The organism is Pseudoalteromonas sp. 19-MNA-CIBAN-0066, from assembly GCF_040308705.1.
GTDB lineage: Bacteria > Pseudomonadota > Gammaproteobacteria > Enterobacterales > Alteromonadaceae > Pseudoalteromonas > Pseudoalteromonas nigrifaciens.
The window spans coordinates 1-279 of the sequence record NZ_JBEONZ010000176.1 but is presented as its reverse complement, the minus strand read 5'-3'; the positions used below and the strand labels follow the sequence as shown (position 1 = coordinate 279).

The following is a 279-nucleotide window of genomic DNA, read 5'->3' as shown; positions in this document are numbered from 1 at the left end:
TATGTATGTTGGGACAGGATTTGCAAACTGCAAGCCACCAGTAGGAGACTCTAAGTTCAACCAATCACCATTTCCCGCACCAGCAAAGCTTCGTCCGCGAATACACCACTGATAAAACTTACCTGTTACATCATCAAAATAAATATTATTTAATGGATCACGGGCTATTTTAATGCGTGTAGTTTCACTAGCTGCTTGCCAGTTAACTCCTTTTCCTCGGCTTTCTATGTCTCCTTCGTACCAAGAAAAATACATAGCTGGGCGTTTTGTGTCATTGGA

At 41.6% G+C, this 279-nt stretch carries 1 protein-coding gene; it reads right to left on the bottom strand.

Translation table 11 applies throughout. The features are described from left to right. Positions 1-279, bottom strand: a 279-nt coding sequence (locus AAEZ18_RS18700; protein WP_352255892.1) for a hypothetical protein, incomplete at both ends; no start/stop codon positions are given.